Raw genomic sequence first — 13,795 nt, forward strand, 5'->3', positions numbered from 1 at the left:
TTGAAACACCCGAAGGCGAATCAGAAATATCTAAACTAGAGTCCGAAAACCTAGCAATGCCGAACACCAGCAAAAGTTTGCTGACATTCAAAATGTCCGACCTCGTCAACCGGGGGGTATGAGAGGCCGGAACCAATAAAATATTGGCACTGACATTCATCGACACACTATTGAGTTCTCAAAGAACACACGCACAAGCAGAACCACCGGCTCTCGTCCGGATCTTCTGCAGGGCAACTGTTCCAGCCTAACTGCGCTTCCAGGCGATGTCAATCGTAACGCTGGTCACGCAGTCGAGGCAACGCCAGGCGCTCCCCGTCCTACCTCGTTGTCCCTTGCCCGCCGACCCTCTGGATCAGCGTCTCGGCTCCGGGTTGGTGTCCGTGTCGCTCTGACTTCCAATAAGTTACGCGCCGGAAAACGCTGCGTCAAATCGCCTGGACAGCAGGGCAACTGCGCTGGTCAGCGCCGTGTGTCCGGCCCACGCGCAGGCCTGAATCACACGGGTGTGACTCAGGCCTCCACCGCGAGATCAGGCTATGCGACGCACGCCGGCCATGTTCTTCTTGCCCCGGCGCAGCACCAGCCACTCGCCGTGCAGGTAGTCGGCGTCGGACGGGGTCCAGTCGATGTCGCCGATGCGCTCGTTGTTCACCGACGCACCGCCCTCGGTCACCACCCGCCGGGCCGCTCCCCTGCTCTCGGCCAGGCCGGAGGCGACGAGCAGGTCGACGATCGTGTTCGGTTCGCCGGGCACCACTTCGGCGACCTTGCCGTCGATCGCGGTCTCGCGCAGCGCGGCCCCCAGGGTGGACACCGGCAGGTCACGCAGTTCGCCGCGACCGAACAGGGCCTGGCTGGCCAGTTCCACCGCCGCGGTCTCGGCTTCGCCGTGCACCAGCGTCGTCATCTCGGCGGCCAGGCGCTTCTGGGCCTCGCGCGCGAACGGACGTTCGGCGGTGGCCTGCTCGAGCGCGTCGAGTTCCTCGCGGCTCAGGAAGGTGAACCAGCGCAGGTAGCGCACGACGTCGGCGTCGGCGGTGTTCACGAAGTACTGGTACCAGGCGTAGGGGCTGGTCAGCTCGGGGTCGAGCCAGAGGCTGCCGCCGCCGGTGGACTTGCCGAACTTCTTGCCGTCGGCCGAGGTCACCAGCGGCACGGTGAGCGCGTGCACGTGCGCGCCGTCGACGCGCCGGTTCAGCTCGACGCCGGCGATGATGTTGCCCCACTGGTCGGAGCCGCCGACCTGGAGCGTGCAGCCGTACTCGCGGCGCAGCTGCAGGTAGTCGTTGGCCTGCAGCAGCATGTAGCTGAACTCGGTGTAGGAGATGCCCTCACCTTCCAGCCGCCGCTTGACGGTGTCGCGGGCCAGCATGACATTCACCGAGAAGTGCTTGCCGATGTCGCGCAGGAAGTCGACGGTCGACAGCGGACCGGTCCAGTCCATGTTGTTGGCGATGATCGCGCCGGTCGGCGAATCGTCGAGGTCGACGAAGCGCTCGAGCTGGGAGCGGATGCGGGCCGCCCATTCGGCGACGGTGTCGGTGGAGTTCATGGTGCGTTCGCCGACGTCGCGCGGGTCGCCGATCAGGCCGGTGGCACCACCGGCGAGGACGATCGGCCGGTGACCCGCGCGCTGGAAACGCTTCAGGGCGAGCAAGGGGACGAGGTGACCCGCGTGCAGGCTCGCCGCGGTGGGGTCGAAGCCGGCATACAGGGTCAGCGGGGCGGCGGCGGCCGCGGCTCGCAGTTCGTCCAGGTCGGTGGACTGCGCGATCAGGCCGCGCCAGGTCAGTTCGTCGAAGATGTCGCCGGTCACGGTGTTCCATCTTTCCGTACTCGTTCCGCCGCCCGCGCGCAGGTCGGGCGGTGTTCGACGAACGGGGCGCTCAGACCCGAGCCCGGGTGACCCAGGCGGTGAGGTCGGCCTCGACCTGGTCGCGATCGACCTCGTTGAGCACCTCGTGCCGGGCGCCCTGGTAGATCCGGTAGGTGATGTCGGTGAGCCCGGCGTCACGGTAGCGCTGGACGAGCAGGTCCGACAGCCGGGTGCCGTCGTTGAGCGGGTCCTGGTCGCCGACCATGACGTACACCGGCAGGTCGGAGCGCACGGTGCTCGGATCGGTCAGGCGCTGGTAGGCGGTGGTGGCCAGCAGCGCCATATTGGCGTCGTCGACCGCGAAGCCGCACCACGGGTCGGCGATGTAGGCGTCGACCTGAGCCTCGTCGCTGCTGATCCAGTCGGCGTCGGTGCGGGTCGGCTGGAAGCGCGCGTTGAAGAACGTGGTCAGGTCGCCGCCCGCGGCCACGATCGCGTCGAACAGCCCGTCCACCGCCGTCGAACCGCACAGCACGGCCTCGTCGACCAGGTCGGAGTGATCGAGCAGGTACTGCTGCACCGCGAAGGAGCCGAGGCTGTGCCCGAACAGGGTGAGCGGCAGACCGGGATGACGCTCGCGCAGCAGACCGGTCAGCGTCACCTGGTCGGCGACCAGCAGGTTCCAGCCGTCGGGGCCGAGCTGCCCGGGTTCGGAGAACATGCTGTATCCGTGACCACGATGGTCGGCGGCGTAGACCGCGTAGCCGAGGCCGGCGAGCGTGGCGGCGAGGTGGCTGTACCGGTCGGAATGCTCGCCCATCCCGTGCGCGATCTGCACGACGCCCACCGGTTCGGCAGCGGTGGGCGACCAGCTCCGGACGTGGATGGTGATGCCGTCGCTGCTGGTGAAGGTGAACACGAAGTCTCCTGCGAAAGGGGCGGACATGTAGGCCTCGATCGTCGCATCGGAAGTGGCCTGCGTCCCATAGGATTCGCCAACGAGTTCCGCGCCGAGACCTTGTGCCCGCGGACAACCCACCGTTGTCCGCGGACGCCGAAAATCGCCGGACCAGACGGTCCGGCGATACTCAGCGCGGTCGGCGACTCACCGCACCAGCGAGGTGAGGCTGCCGCGGCGCTCGTAGGCGATCCAGGCGAAGATCGCGGCCAGCGCCAGCGGGAAGATCGCCATCGAGGGCGCGTCGGCGATGAAGGCCTGAGTCGCGGCGGCGAGCACGGTGAGCACCGACAGTCCCGCGGCGGCCAGGGTGGCCAGCCGCGGCACCATCAGGCCGATGCCGCCGGCCACTTCGGCGACGCCGATGAAGATGAGCAGCCCCATCGGGATGGTCAGGTTGGCGGGGGCGTTGTCCATCAACAGGTGCGGGATGACCAGCTTCGGCCCGCCCGAGGCGATGATGAAGAACAGGCCGAGCACGACCTGCAGGGTCCACAGGACGCGGTTGCGGATCTTGCCGGGGCGGTAGGCGGTGCTGGAGAAGGTCGCGGAAGCGGTGGCGGTGGTGGTCATTTCGTGTCCTCCGGGTCGGTCGCGCTCGGTGGGTAGCGCGTTCACCAGATAGGACGGACCGGTTCCGCGGAATTCATCGCCCCCGGGAAGAATTTTTCGGCGCGAGTTCGGGAGCGCGTGGACTGCGGCGGTAGACCGACACCGCCGCCGACGGCAACCAGAACCGCCACGGCACCTCGGCGGCGACACTCACCCCGACGCGCGGACCCGCCTCGATCCGCGTCGCCGCGACCGGTTCGGCCAGGTGCAGCCGGATCTCGGCGAAGGGATCGAACAGCTCGGTTCCGTAGTCGGCCAGGCTGATTCCGAGCGCGCTGCCGACATTGCCCGGTCCGCGCGCCAGATCGGCGTCGCTGCGGGCCGCGGGTCGCCGTTGGCGAGCGATCTCCCCGCCGGCGACCACCTCCCCCGCCCGGACCAGCACCGCGCCGGCGATTCCGTCGAAGCCGGTGGTCACGTTGACGCACAGGTGGATTCCGTAGGAGCGGTACACGTAGAGCCGCCCGGCGGGGCCGAACATCACCGCGTTGCGGGCGGTCGGCCCCGGCCAGGAATGGGCGGCCGGATCGGGCCACGGGCCTGCCGGATCGCTGCCGTAGGCCTCGACCTCGACGATGCGCAGCGACACCGGCCCGGACGACAGGGTAGCGCCGAGCAGCCTGCGCGCGGCGGTGGGTGGATCGACGGCCAGTTCCTGAGCGGACACGACCGCCATTGTCACCCATCCCGGCGCGGGCGGGTCAGGCGTAGGCGCTGTGCTGACCCGCGCGCAGAATGCGCCGGTCGTCGAGGATGACGACCGCGTAGGCGAGGGTGACCAGCGCGGCGAGCTGCACCCACGCGACCGTGTGCACCCCGATCGGCGCGGTCGCGGCGACCACGACGGCCCCGATCAGCCTGGCGCGGGCACCGGCCAGGCCGAGCGTCGCGCGGAACCAGGCCTGGCCGGCGAAGTAGAGCGCGACACCGCCGGACAGCGCGCCCGCCGCACCCCAGCCCACCGGCTCGTCGCCGTGCGCGATGCTCAGCGCGATGCCCGCCGAGGTCAGGATGACGCCGATCAGCAGCGGGTAGTAGGCGTAGTCGTAGGCGACCAGGGCCGGGCGAACCCGTTCGGTCTCCGGGCGTGCGGCCAGGGCGTGTTCGCCGCGTTCGTCGTCGAAGCCGAAGTAGGCCCACCACAGCACGTACGCGAGCGCCAGACCGAGGGCGACCATCGCCATCAGCCCGACCGTGATCGGCTCCTCGGCCAAGCCGACACCGAGCGCGACGATCGACTCACCGAGCGCGACGATGATCACCAGTCCGTGCCGTTCGCAGAAGTGCGAGGCGCGCACCACGAATCCGCCGGCGTCGACCAGGTACGGGCTGAGGATCTGCACCGCGAACGCCGCCGCCCACAGCAGGTACTGCACCGGCGGATGGGTGAATCCGCCGCCGAGCACGAGCGCGGCCGACAGCGCGTTCAGCGGCCCGATCCGCCGGATCGCCAGGCTCGCCGACGCGCCTCCCGCGGAGGCGAACATCGCCGTGTGGATCGCGGTCACCAGCGCGTACCCCACGCCGAACGCGATCCCCGTGCCGTGGAAGGCATCCGGCACGGCGAGCGCGAGCACGAAGAACGCCGACATGCCGACCAGCAACCAGGTGCGGCGCGAGGAACTGCTCGGCGCGACCTCGTTGGTCAACCACACGTACCCGCCGTACATCCACCAGATCACCCCGAACATCAACGCCACCTGCAGCAGCGCCTCCCAGTTCGGGTGGTGCACGAAGACATGGGTCAGCTGGGTGATGGTGAAGACGAAGACGAGATCGAAGAACAGTTCGAGGGTGGAGACCCGCACCTGCCCGCCGTCGAGGCTGGGCGCCGGAGATGTATCTGTCACCGGCGAATAGTAGGTCGGCGGCGGGAGCGCCGCGCGGCATGGCGACCGGTCGGTTCAGCCGAGCAGCTCGGTGCCGCGGTAGAGCCCGGCCAGCTTGCCCGGGTTGACCTGGAAGCGCAGATTCTGGATGCGTCCGTCGACGAGGTCGAAGGTGAAGGCGGCGCCGGGGTTGCCGCCGAAGGAGGCGAGCGTGCCGAGTTCGCCGTTGATCTCGGCGGCGCTGAGTTCGGCACCCGCCGAGGACGGTTTGGCCAGCACGCCGAGAATCCAGCGGGCGACGTGGTCCGGGCCGTAGAGCGGCCTGCGCGCCGCGGTGACCACGCCACCACCGTCGGACCAGCAGGTCACGTCGGGGGCCAGCAGGTCCATCAGCGCGTTCAGGTCGCCGCCCGCGCAGGCGGCCATGAACCTCTCGGTGATGTGGGCGCGCGCGGCCTTGTCGGTATCGAAGCGCGGGCGCCGCGACTGCACGTGGTTCTTGGCGCGGTGCGCGATCTGGCGCACGCTCGCCTCGGAACGGTCCAGGGCCTCGGCGATCTCGGCGTGCGAGTAGCCGAAGACCTCGCGCAGCAGGAAGACCGCGCGTTCGACGGGGGTCAGGGTTTCCAGGACCACCAGCATCGCGGTGGAGACGGTGTCGGCCAAAGCGGTGTCCTCGGCGATGTCGGGTGAGGTCAGCACCGGCTCGGGCAACCAGGGGCCGACGTAGGTCTCGCGGGTCACCCTGGCGGAGGTGAGCCGGTTCAGCGACAGGTTGGTGACCGTGCGGACCAGGTACGCCTTCGGGTGCTCGACGGCGGCGCGATCGGTGGCGTTCCACTTGATCCACGCGTCCTGCAGGATGTCCTCGGCATCGGTGACGGTGCCGAGCATGCGGTAGGCGGTCGAGAACAGCAGCCTGCGGTGCTCGAGGAAGGGATCCTGGTCTGGCATGGGGTCAACCATGGCATGCTCGCTCGGTTCGCTCACGCGGTGGCGCGAGTCGCCTTGCCGCCCTTGGACAGCTGGACGTTCATGATCATCTTCCGGCTGGCCTTGAACGTCGGGACGGGGCTGCTGCTGACCATCTGCTTGTAGGTCCGGGCGGCCCAGCCGGTCAGATAGAACCGGCGCGGGGTGTCGTCGGCGTTGGTGAACTGGATGACCGCGTCGCGGCGGCCCAGGCTCACCGGCTGGTGGAAGTAGCCGAACCGGAACGGCCGCACCTGCTTGCCGCGCAGCTCGGCGGCGATCGCGTCGGCCGTGTAGGCGGCGGTGGGCAGGCCGCTCTGGCAGGTGCCGTGGATCTGTCCCCAGGCCTGGTGGATCGCGGCGGCGTCACCGATCGCGTGAACCGTGGGGTGCGACAGCGACTTCAGGGTGGGGTCGACGACGATCAGGCCGCGCTCGTCGGTCGCGATGCCCGCCTCGGCGGCCAGCGGCGAGACCCGCACGCCACTGGTCCACAGGGTGAGATCGGCCTCGACCCTGGTGCCGTCGGCGAGCTCGACCGCGTCGGGCAGCACCTTGGTGACGCGCAGGCCGGTCGCGCGCACGATGCCGAGCCGGTCCATCACCCTGTTCAGGTGGGCACGCGCCTGCTGCCCCATCATGGCGCCCGGCTCGGACGAGCTGATCAGGGTCACACGCAGGCCCGGATGGCTCTCAGCGATCTCGGTGGCCGCCTCGATGCCGGTCAGGCCGCCGCCGCACACCGTCACCGCACCGCCGGTCGCGGCGAGCGTGGTGAGTTCGCCGGCGAATTCGTGCGCCAGGCGAGGATCGTTCAGGGTCCAGGCGTGCTCGGCGACACCGGGGACGGTGGTGGTGTCGGTGGTGCTGCCCAGGGCGTAGACCAGTTCGTCGTAGGCGAGCTCGCCGATGCCCTCGACGTGCACACGGCGCGCGTCCGGGTCGACGGCGATCGCCCGGCCCTGCACGAAATCGATCCCGGTGCCGGCGAGCAGATCCGGGATGTGGTGGTTCGCCAGTTCCTGACCGGCGGCGATCTGGTGCATCCGCAGCCGCTCGGTGAACCGCGCCGACGGGTTGACCAGGGTGATCGCGACGTCGAGCTTGCGGGTCCGCCGGGCAAGGCGGATCGCGGCCAGCATGCCGGTGTAGCCGGCGCCGAGGACGACGATGCGGTGCGTGGTGGTGTTCATTGCGGTGCTCCTTTGTCGGTGGGATGTCGATAGGACAAACGACCTCGCAGGAACGTGACACCTCGTCTTTGTGACTCACATCACACAACCTGCCGGGGACCCGGACATCCACGGTGACCAGCCCGGATGTCGATCCGATCAGGGTGCGAGCCAGGGTCGGGTGGGGGAATCATCCCGATGTGCGCGCCCTGGCACCGTCCCTACCGTCGGGACATGGCTTCCCCTTCTCGCCCCGGCCGCGTGCGCCGGATACTGCTCGGCGCGGGCGCGCTCGCCCTCACCCTGGTACTCGCGATCGCCGGGCTGGTGACCTGGACCTGGGCCCGTGCCGACGTCTCCACCGTCGGCACCACGGAATTCGCGCGGCCGCTGGCGATCCCCCCGCTGGCACCCTCGACTGTCGACCCGGACGGCGCCCGGGTGTTCGCCCTCGACATGCGTTCCGGCACCACCGAATTCGAGCCCGGCCGGTCGACCGAGACCTGGGGATTCAACGGCAGCTACCTCGGCCCGACCCTGCGCGCGGCGCGCGGCGAGCAGGTGCGGGTCCGCGTGCGCAACCAGCTGCCCGAGGCGTCGACGGTGCACTGGCACGGCATGCACCTACCGGCGAAGATGGACGGCGGACCGCACCAGATGGTCGACGCGGGCCAGACGTGGACACCGGAATGGACTGTCGCGCAACCGGCTTCGACGCTGTGGTACCACCCGCACCCGCACGGCGCGACCGAGGATCACGTCCGCCGCGGCCTGGCGGGCCTGTTCCTCGTCGACGACGACGCGGCGACCGCCCTGCCGCTGCCGGACGCCTACGGCGTCGACGACATCCCGGTGATCGTGCAGGACATCCGCCTGCGCGGCGACCGCTTCGACGGCAGCCACGCGACCTTCCGCGATGTCGGCTTCCTCGGTGATCGACTGCTGGTCAACGGCACCCTCGCGCCGTACCAGGAGGTCGGCGACGAACTGGTCCGGCTGCGCCTGCTCAACGCTTCGACCGCGCGGATCTACAACTTCGCCTTCCGCGACAGCAAGCGGTTCTCGCTGATCGCCTCCGACGGCGGCCTGCTCGAACGTCCGGAAACGATGACGGCCGTGCGCCTTTCGCCGGGCGAGCGCGCCGAGATCGTGGTGCGGATGCACCCGGGTGAGCGCGCGGTGCTGCGCAGCGAGCAACTCGACGTCGGCCTGGACTTCTGGACCAACCGGTTCTCCGGGGGCGACGACCGGTTCGACGTCCTCGAGCTCAGAGCCGCCGACGCGCTGCGCCCCTCCCCCGCGCTGCCCGACACCCTCGTCCCGCCGTCGACGCCGGACGGCTCCGACACCGCGGTGGAGCGCCACTTCGATCTCACCCTCGCCGGCATCAACGGCGCGCCGATGGCGATGGACCGCGTCGACGCGACCGTCACCCGCGGCACGACCGAGAAATGGGTGGTCCGCAATGCCGACGGGATGCCGCACAACTTCCACGTCCACGACGTGCAGTTCCGGGTGCTCGACTACGCGGGCGCCCCGCCGCCGCCCGAGCTGACCGGCGCCAAGGACACGATCTTCCTCCCGCCGAACACCACCGCGACGCTGGCGCTGCGCTTCGACGGACCCGCCGACCCAGACACGCCGTACATGTATCACTGCCATCTGCTCTGGCACGAGGACCTGGGCATGATGGGCCAGTTCGTGGTCGTCGAGCCTGGTCAACAGGCCGGGACACCCCCTCGACACGCGCACTGACCCTTGTCCCGCCGACAGGGTCGCGCTAAATTCATCACGTAGTGAATTCAACACTCGATGAATTGAGGCGACCATGTCGCACCCCGCTCCGCCACCGACCGCGATCCGGGTCGACGGACTCACCGTCACTCGCGGAAAACGCACCGTCCTGCACGGGCTCACCCTCGACATCCCGCGCGGCTCGATCACCGGCCTGCTCGGCCCGTCCGGCTGCGGCAAGACCACCCTGATGCGCAGCGTCGTCGGCACACAGATCATCGAATCGGGCAGCGTCACCGTGCTCGGCGAACCGGCGGGCAGCGCCGGGCTGCGGCGCCGGGTCGGCTACGTCACCCAGGCGCCGAGCATCTACGCCGACATCAGCGTCCGCGAGAACGTCGGCTATTACGCCGCGCTCTACGGCCGCGACCGCGACGACGTCGAATCCGCGCTCACCGCAGTCGGTTTGGGCGAGTACGCCGATCAGCTCGGCGACCAGCTCTCGGGCGGGCAGCAGACCAGGGCGTCGCTGGCCTGCGCGCTGGTCGGCAGACCGGAGCTGCTGGTCCTGGACGAACCGACCGTCGGGCTCGACCCGGTGCTGCGGGTGGAGCTGTGGAAGCAGTTCCGCGAATTGGCCGCGGCGGGAACGACCCTGCTCGTCTCGAGTCACGTGATGGACGAGGCCGACCACTGCGATCGGCTACTGCTGATGCGCGACGGCCACCTGCTCGCCCAGCTCAGCCCCGACGAACTGCGTGAACGCACCGAGGAACAGAACCTCGAGACCGCCTTCCTCACCCTGATCACGATGGGAGAGCGCGCATGAGTACCACCCTGCGCCCCTACACCGCCACCACCGGCCGGATCCTGCGGCAGCTGCGCAACGATCACCGCACCGTGGCGATGATCCTGGTGGTCCCGGCGCTGCTGATGACGTTGCTGTACTTCATCTATCAGGACGCCCCGGGCCCGCCGCACGCCCCGCTGACGATCTTCGACCGGGTCGGCATCACCATGCTCGGGATCCTGCCGTTCATCGTCATGTTCCTGATCACCGCCATCGCGATGCAGCGCGAACGCACCTCGGGCACGCTCGAGCGTCTGCTCACCACCCCGTTGCGCAAGCTCGACCTGCTGGCGGGCTACGGCAGTGCCTTCTCGCTGGCCGCCGCCGCGCAGGCCGCCGTCGCCTGCCTGGTCGCGTTCTGGCTGCTCGGGATGAACGCGGCGGGCAATCCCGGCTGGGTCATGCTCATCGCCATGGTCGACGCGGTCTGCGGGGTGGCGCTGGGCCTGCTGGCCAGCGCGTTCGCGCGCACCGAGTTCCAGGCCGTGCAGTTCATGCCGGTGGTCGTGGCCCCGCAGATCTTCCTGTGCGGCTTGCTCGTTCCGCGCGATCGGCTGCCCGACTGGCTGGAGGCGATCAGCAATGTGATGCCGTTGAGCTATGCGGTGGACGCGCTGCAGCAGGTATCGCTGCATCCGGAGCCGACCGCGACCATGTGGGTGGACATCGCGATCGTCGCCGGGTTCGCGGTGGTCGCCCTGTGCCTGGGCGCGGCTACCCTGCGTCGACGGACCCCCTGACGGACGAGGAGACACGGATCCATGAGTGACGGCGAATCCGGTACGGGCCCTGCGCGCTCCGGTCGGACCGGGCGCAGGCCCGGCAATACCGATACCCGCGCGGCGATTCTCGACGCGGCCCGGATCCGGTTCGCCGACACCGGTTTCGACAAGACCTCGATCCGGGCGATCGCCGGCGACGCCGATGTCGATCCCGCCCTGGTGCACCACTATTTCGGCACCAAGCAGCAGTTGTTCGCCGCCGTCGTGGCGTTCCCTGCCGACCCGGAGGCGACGTTGGCCGCGGTCGATCGCGCGCCGCTGGACGAGCTCGGGCCGACGATCGTGCGCGCGGTGGTCGGGGTGTGGGACTCCCCCGCCGGGCCGGGCATCGTGGCCATGGTGCGCAGCATCTTCGGCGGCGGCGAGACGAATCTGGCCCGAACGTTCCTGCTCCAGGTGGTGCTCGAGCGGGTGCGCGTGCGGATCGCCACCCCCACCGACGACGGCCGCGCGCGGGTGGCGCTGGCGGCGTCGCAGATGGTCGGATTGCTCACCGCCCGCAAGATCGTCGACATCGAGCCGCTGGCCTCGATGCCGATCGACGAGGTCGTCGCCGCGGTCGGTCCCACGGTGCAGCGCTACCTGACCGGCGAGATCCGGTGAGGCAGGCTTTCGGCGGGCGCCCACGGCGGTAGCCAGCGGTCGGCCGGTTCGGCGGGGCGGTCGCGGGCGAGATGGTCGAGCAGGGTGGGCACGGCCGGATGCTGGTCGTCGGCGCGCACGCAGACCGACCAGGGGTAGCAGGGGGTCGGGTCGGTCAGCTCGATGCGGCGCAGGGTGCGGCGCGATCCGGCGTCGATGCGGGTGTCGACGCCGATCAGAGTCGCGGTCCGTGGGTCGTCGCCGATCGTGTCGAGGAGGTGTTCCATCCCGAAATTGGGTCCGGCGCGGTCGATGTCGAGGGCGAAGTCGGCGGTCAGGTCGCGGTAGTAGGCGTCCCATTCGGTGCCGGGCGCCAAACCCGGCATCCACAGGCGCACCTCGCGCAGTTCGGCCAGCCGGATCGAATGCCGTTCGGCCAGAGGATGTTCCGAGCCGACGAGCAGCTGCAGCGGTTCGTCGTAGACCCGGCGGGCGAGGACGGCCTCCGGTAGCGGCGTCGCGACCGCCAGCAGCGCCGCGTCGATCTCGCCGTCCGCGACCGCCCGCAGGGCGGCGTCCCCGCGCAGGGTCAGCACGTCGAGTTGCACGGCGGGATGGGCGTGATGAAAACGCCGCAACAGGGCGGCCGAACCGACCCGGGTGGCGATGACGTCGACGCGCAGCGGTCGCGTCGGCGGCCGCAGCGCTGCCTCCGCGCGGCGGCAGGCCAGCAGGATTTCGCGGGCGTGCGGCAGCAGCATCCGGCCGGTCGCGGTCAGCTCGGCGCCGTGCGGAGTGCGGCGGAACAGCTGGGTGCCGTACTCGGCCTCGAGGCCCGCGATGCGCTTGGACACCGCCTGCTGACTGATGCCGAGATCGGCCGCGGCCTCCTGGAACTGCCCGGTGTCGACGACGGCGACGAAGGTGGCGACGGCTCGGAAATCCACGGCACCCACCCTAGACAGGCGCGCGGACTTCGGCGGACAACCGCGGGTTGTGCGCATCGCGCGCTGCGGTTGTTTGATCGGCTGGGGTGCGCGGTGATTCGGTGTCGGGCATGCGTAGCACCGCCGTCTGGGCGCCCCGACTCGGCCGCGATTTCACCCGGCTGTGGACCTCGTTCGGGGTCAGTGGCCTCGGCAGCCGGATCGCGATGGATTCGTTCGCCCTGCTCGCGGTGACGCAGCTGCGGGCCGGGGCCTTCGCGGTGGCCGCGCTGGCCGCGATCGGGCCCGCGGCGGGCGCGGTGCTGGCGGCGCCGCTGGGTGGCTGGGCCGAACGCGTGCCCAAGCGCGCGGTGCTGATCGGCGCCGATCTGGTGCGGTGCGCGGTGCTGGCGAGCGTGGCCGTGGCGTGGTGGCTGGGGATGCTCGGGTACGGGCTGCTGGTGGTGGTCGCGGCTGTCACCGCCGCGGCGACGATCGTGTTCACCGCCGCGCGTGGTGCGCTGCTGCGCGCGGTGACGCCGCCGGAGCTGCTGCTGTCGGCCAACAGCAGGCTCGAGGCGACACAGTGGGCGGTCACCGCGACCGGGCCGCCCGTCGGCGGGGTGCTGTTCGGAATCTTCGGGCCGGTGATCACGGTCGTGATCGACGCGGTCAGCTATCTCGGGTCGGCCTGGGCGCTGGCCGGGATCCGGGCCCGCGAGTCGGTCGCGGCCGGGTCGGCGGTCGTCGGCGGGACCGGGGCGGGCCTGCGGATCATCCGCGCGGATCCGGCGCTGCGCCGGCTGTGCGTGCACACCTGCCTGGTCAGCGGGTTGATCATGGGCAGCGCGCCCGTGCTGACGGTGCTGCTCATCCGCGATCTCGGCTTCGCGACCTGGCAGTACGGCATCGTCTTGGGGCTGCCGTGTCTCGGCGGTCTCGCGGCGACCCGGCTGACCGGGCCGCTGGTGCGCCGGGTCGGCGCGGCCGCGGTCCTGCGCTGTGCGGGGATCGCGCGGGTCGGCGCGTCGATCTTTCTGGCGTGGACACCGCCCGGCGTGGCGGGGATGGTCGTCGTGCTGGTGATCCAGACCTGGATCGTGGCGGCGATGGCGGTGTTCACCCCGGTGTTCGCGACCTACCGGCTCGAACGGATCGCACCGGGGGTCACCACCCGCGTGCTGACCGCCTGGACCGTCACCAACAGCGCCGTCGTCGCCCTGTCGACGGTGGCGATCGGGGTACTCGCGCAGGTGTGGGGTGGACGAGCGGCGCTGCTGCTGACCGGGATCGCGCTGATCGCCGGGGCCGCGGCGCTGTTCGCCGTTCCGCTCAGGACTGAGCGGTGAAGAACTCGTGTTCGGCGTCGCTCACGTCGCGCGCCTCGTCGATCAGCAGTACCGGGATGCCGTTGTCGATCGGGTAGGCGCGGCGCAGGCGCGGGTTGTAGAGCACGCTCGCGTCCGCTTCGGTGCGCACCAGCTGCAGCGGGCCCTTGTCCTGAGGGCAGGCCAGCAGGCCGAGCAGGGTTGCGTCGAGGGTGGATTCGTGCGCCATGT

General features: G+C 70.1%; 14 protein-coding genes. 5 read left to right on the top strand and 9 right to left on the bottom strand.

Annotated elements, in window-relative coordinates:
* Positions 1-532: 532 nt before the first annotated feature.
* The 7 genes from tyrS to ACIO52_RS28440 all read right to left on the bottom strand — a co-directional run bounded on the left by tyrS (position 533) and on the right by ACIO52_RS28440 (position 7,383).
* Positions 533-1,819, bottom strand: coding sequence for a tyrosine--tRNA ligase (gene tyrS / locus ACIO52_RS28410; protein WP_402648139.1), 1,287 nt, complete (start codon positions 1,817-1,819; stop codon positions 533-535).
* Between the two features lie 70 nt (positions 1,820-1,889).
* Positions 1,890-2,765, bottom strand: a complete 876-nt coding sequence (locus ACIO52_RS28415) for an alpha/beta fold hydrolase (protein WP_402648142.1) — start codon at positions 2,763-2,765, stop codon at positions 1,890-1,892.
* Between the two features lie 159 nt (positions 2,766-2,924).
* Positions 2,925-3,350: a DoxX family protein gene (locus tag ACIO52_RS28420; RefSeq protein ID WP_218718131.1), complete on the bottom strand. Its 426-nt coding sequence runs from the start codon at positions 3,348-3,350 to the stop codon at positions 2,925-2,927.
* Positions 3,351-3,423: 73 nt separating this feature from the next.
* Entirely contained in the window at positions 3,424-4,056 is a 633-nt protein-coding gene (locus ACIO52_RS28425; RefSeq protein ID WP_402648145.1) for a DNA-3-methyladenine glycosylase, read from the bottom strand.
* A gap of 34 nt (positions 4,057-4,090) precedes the next feature.
* Positions 4,091-5,239 (bottom strand): low temperature requirement protein A, encoded by a 1,149-nt coding sequence (locus tag ACIO52_RS28430; RefSeq protein WP_402648148.1) that lies wholly within the window; start codon positions 5,237-5,239, stop codon positions 4,091-4,093.
* A gap of 54 nt (positions 5,240-5,293) precedes the next feature.
* On the bottom strand, positions 5,294-6,172 hold the full coding sequence (locus tag ACIO52_RS28435; RefSeq protein WP_218718134.1) for an RNA polymerase sigma-70 factor: 879 nt from the start codon (positions 6,170-6,172) through the stop codon (positions 5,294-5,296).
* A gap of 32 nt (positions 6,173-6,204) precedes the next feature.
* The gene (locus tag ACIO52_RS28440; protein WP_402648152.1) at positions 6,205-7,383 is read right to left on the bottom strand and encodes an NAD(P)/FAD-dependent oxidoreductase; all 1,179 of its coding nucleotides are present in this window, start codon (positions 7,381-7,383) and stop codon (positions 6,205-6,207) included.
* 213 nt (positions 7,384-7,596) lie between these two features.
* Between ACIO52_RS28440 and ACIO52_RS28445 the strand changes: the two genes are divergently transcribed.
* The 4 genes from ACIO52_RS28445 (at position 7,597) to ACIO52_RS28460 (ending at position 11,331) form a co-directional block, all read left to right on the top strand.
* The gene (locus ACIO52_RS28445; RefSeq protein WP_218718136.1) at positions 7,597-9,117 is read left to right on the top strand and encodes a multicopper oxidase family protein; all 1,521 of its coding nucleotides are present in this window, start codon (positions 7,597-7,599) and stop codon (positions 9,115-9,117) included.
* A gap of 73 nt (positions 9,118-9,190) precedes the next feature.
* Complete coding sequence (locus tag ACIO52_RS28450) at positions 9,191-9,925, top strand: ABC transporter ATP-binding protein (RefSeq protein ID WP_218718137.1); 735 nt, start codon at positions 9,191-9,193, stop codon at positions 9,923-9,925.
* Entirely contained in the window at positions 9,922-10,686 is a 765-nt protein-coding gene (locus ACIO52_RS28455; RefSeq protein WP_218718138.1) for an ABC transporter permease, read from the top strand. The genes ACIO52_RS28450 and ACIO52_RS28455 overlap by 4 nt, the downstream gene beginning before the upstream one ends.
* Positions 10,687-10,707: 21 nt before the next feature.
* Positions 10,708-11,331, top strand: a complete 624-nt coding sequence (locus tag ACIO52_RS28460) for a TetR family transcriptional regulator (RefSeq protein WP_218718139.1) — start codon at positions 10,708-10,710, stop codon at positions 11,329-11,331.
* Here ACIO52_RS28460 and ACIO52_RS28465 read toward each other — a convergent pair.
* Entirely contained in the window at positions 11,307-12,257 is a 951-nt protein-coding gene (locus tag ACIO52_RS28465) for a LysR family transcriptional regulator (RefSeq protein WP_342802105.1), read from the bottom strand. The two genes, ACIO52_RS28460 and ACIO52_RS28465, sit on opposite strands and share 25 nt — an antisense overlap.
* A 110-nt stretch (positions 12,258-12,367) precedes the next feature.
* Here ACIO52_RS28465 and ACIO52_RS28470 point away from each other — a divergent pair, with 110 nt between their 5' ends.
* Positions 12,368-13,585 (top strand): MFS transporter, encoded by a 1,218-nt coding sequence (locus ACIO52_RS28470; protein WP_402648158.1) that lies wholly within the window; start codon positions 12,368-12,370, stop codon positions 13,583-13,585.
* On the opposite strand, the gene ACIO52_RS28475 is transcribed toward ACIO52_RS28470, so the two are convergent.
* Positions 13,569-13,793: a Trm112 family protein gene (locus ACIO52_RS28475; protein WP_218718142.1), complete on the bottom strand. Its 225-nt coding sequence runs from the start codon at positions 13,791-13,793 to the stop codon at positions 13,569-13,571. The genes ACIO52_RS28470 and ACIO52_RS28475 overlap by 17 nt on opposite strands.
* Positions 13,794-13,795: the final 2 nt, after the last annotated feature.

The organism is Nocardia sp. NPDC087230 (genome assembly GCF_044744725.1).
In the GTDB taxonomy this organism is placed as follows: domain Bacteria; phylum Actinomycetota; class Actinomycetes; order Mycobacteriales; family Mycobacteriaceae; genus Nocardia; species Nocardia canadensis.

Excerpts from the sequence above, each read along its gene's own strand:
- ACIO52_RS28415 (WP_402648142.1), bottom strand. The coding sequence starts at position 2,765 with ATGTCCGCCCCTTTCGCAGGAGACTTCGTGTTCACCTTCACCAGCAGC.
- ACIO52_RS28420 (WP_218718131.1), bottom strand. The coding sequence starts at position 3,350 with ATGACCACCACCGCCACCGCTTCCGCGACCTTCTCCAGCACCGCCTAC.
- ACIO52_RS28435 (WP_218718134.1), bottom strand. The coding sequence starts at position 6,172 with ATGCCAGACCAGGATCCCTTCCTCGAGCACCGCAGGCTGCTGTTCTCG.
- ACIO52_RS28440 (WP_402648152.1), bottom strand. The coding sequence starts at position 7,383 with ATGAACACCACCACGCACCGCATCGTCGTCCTCGGCGCCGGCTACACC.
- ACIO52_RS28445 (WP_218718136.1), top strand. The coding sequence starts at position 7,597 with ATGGCTTCCCCTTCTCGCCCCGGCCGCGTGCGCCGGATACTGCTCGGC.
- ACIO52_RS28450 (WP_218718137.1), top strand. The coding sequence starts at position 9,191 with ATGTCGCACCCCGCTCCGCCACCGACCGCGATCCGGGTCGACGGACTC.
- ACIO52_RS28455 (WP_218718138.1), top strand. The coding sequence starts at position 9,922 with ATGAGTACCACCCTGCGCCCCTACACCGCCACCACCGGCCGGATCCTG.
- ACIO52_RS28460 (WP_218718139.1), top strand. The coding sequence starts at position 10,708 with ATGAGTGACGGCGAATCCGGTACGGGCCCTGCGCGCTCCGGTCGGACC.
- ACIO52_RS28470 (WP_402648158.1), top strand. The coding sequence starts at position 12,368 with ATGCGTAGCACCGCCGTCTGGGCGCCCCGACTCGGCCGCGATTTCACC.
- ACIO52_RS28475 (WP_218718142.1), bottom strand. The coding sequence starts at position 13,793 with ATGGCGCACGAATCCACCCTCGACGCAACCCTGCTCGGCCTGCTGGCC.